Annotated in this window: 1 protein-coding gene; it reads right to left on the bottom strand. The window is 40.2% G+C overall.

From position 1 onward, the window contains the following. Positions 1-517 (bottom strand): helix-turn-helix domain-containing protein (locus tag GMD5S_RS0209800; protein ID WP_016893894.1); only part of this gene is annotated, 517 nt, incomplete at both ends.

Here is a 517-nt window from a genome sequence, read left to right as displayed (position 1 = left end):
TGATTTTAGCATGGGCATGAATAACGGTGGTGTGATCTTTTCCTCCGAATTCTTTTCCGATTTTTGGAAGACTGTTATCTGTCAGTTCTCTAGCTAGGTACATGGCAACTTGACGCGCTAAAACGATGTTTTGAACTCGTCTCGTTCCCTTCATTTCTTTGACACTCACTCCATAAAAATTACCAACTTCAGTTTGGATTTTCTCAATTGGAATAACAAGTATCTGGCGGGCGTCTTGCTTACGTGCTCTAATAGCTTCCGCAGCAATATCAATAGTAATATCCTTAATCTTCTTCACTCTGGCAATTAAAGTGATATCGTTGATTGCTCCTTCCAATTCTCGAACATTTGAATCAAATTGACCAGCCAAATATTCCAGAGTATCACTTTGGAAATGGTAATCCAAATGCTCTGTTTTACTTTGAAGAATGGCGATACGTGTCTCAAAGTCAGGAGGAGTGATATTTTGCGTCAATCCCCAGCTAAAGCGCGTGACAAGTCTTTCCTCAAGACCTTC

Origin of the sequence: Streptococcus sp. GMD5S, assembly GCF_000298715.2 — a bacterium.
Lineage (GTDB): Bacteria > Bacillota > Bacilli > Lactobacillales > Streptococcaceae > Streptococcus.
This window is presented reverse-complemented; position numbering and strand designations above follow the sequence as displayed.